Annotated in this window: 2 tRNA genes and 1 other RNA gene (1 of these 3 running past the window's edge); all 3 read left to right on the top strand. The window is 54.7% G+C overall.

From position 1 onward, the window contains the following. Position 1: 1 nt before the first annotated feature. Positions 2–86: transfer RNA gene (locus DW58_RS14770), tRNA-Tyr, on the top strand. Positions 87–128: 42 nt separating this feature from the next. Further along, positions 129–260: non-coding RNA, RtT sRNA (locus tag DW58_RS14780), on the top strand. 53 nt (positions 261–313) lie between these two features. Beyond that, positions 314–386: transfer RNA gene (locus tag DW58_RS21235), tRNA-Tyr, on the top strand (it continues 51 nt past the right edge of the window).

Genomic DNA, 386 nt, shown 5'->3' on the forward strand with positions numbered 1-386 from the left:
TGGTGGGGTTCCCGAGCGGCCAAAGGGAGCAGACTGTAAATCTGCCGTCATCGACTTCGAAGGTTCGAATCCTTCCCCCACCACCATTATTCACCACAGAAATGTGGTAGCCCCGAAAGTCAGACTTGAGGTTTGCACTGTCGGGAAGGGTGAGAACCTTCGTTGAAGGTTTGACTTGAGCGAAAGCGAAAGAACGTTGCCGAAGGCAACGGCCCGTAGGGTGAGGCGCGAAGCGACGAATAATCCTTCCCCCACCACCATCTATCACCCTTCGCGGTGATCGGCGCAAGCCACGACAATATGTAATATCCCTGGTGGGGTTCCCGAGCGGCCAAAGGGAGCAGACTGTAAATCTGCCGTCATCGACTTCGAAGGTTCGAATCCTT

Origin of the sequence: Siccibacter turicensis LMG 23730, from assembly GCF_000463155.2 — a bacterium.
GTDB classification, from domain to species: Bacteria; Pseudomonadota; Gammaproteobacteria; order Enterobacterales; family Enterobacteriaceae; genus Siccibacter; species Siccibacter turicensis.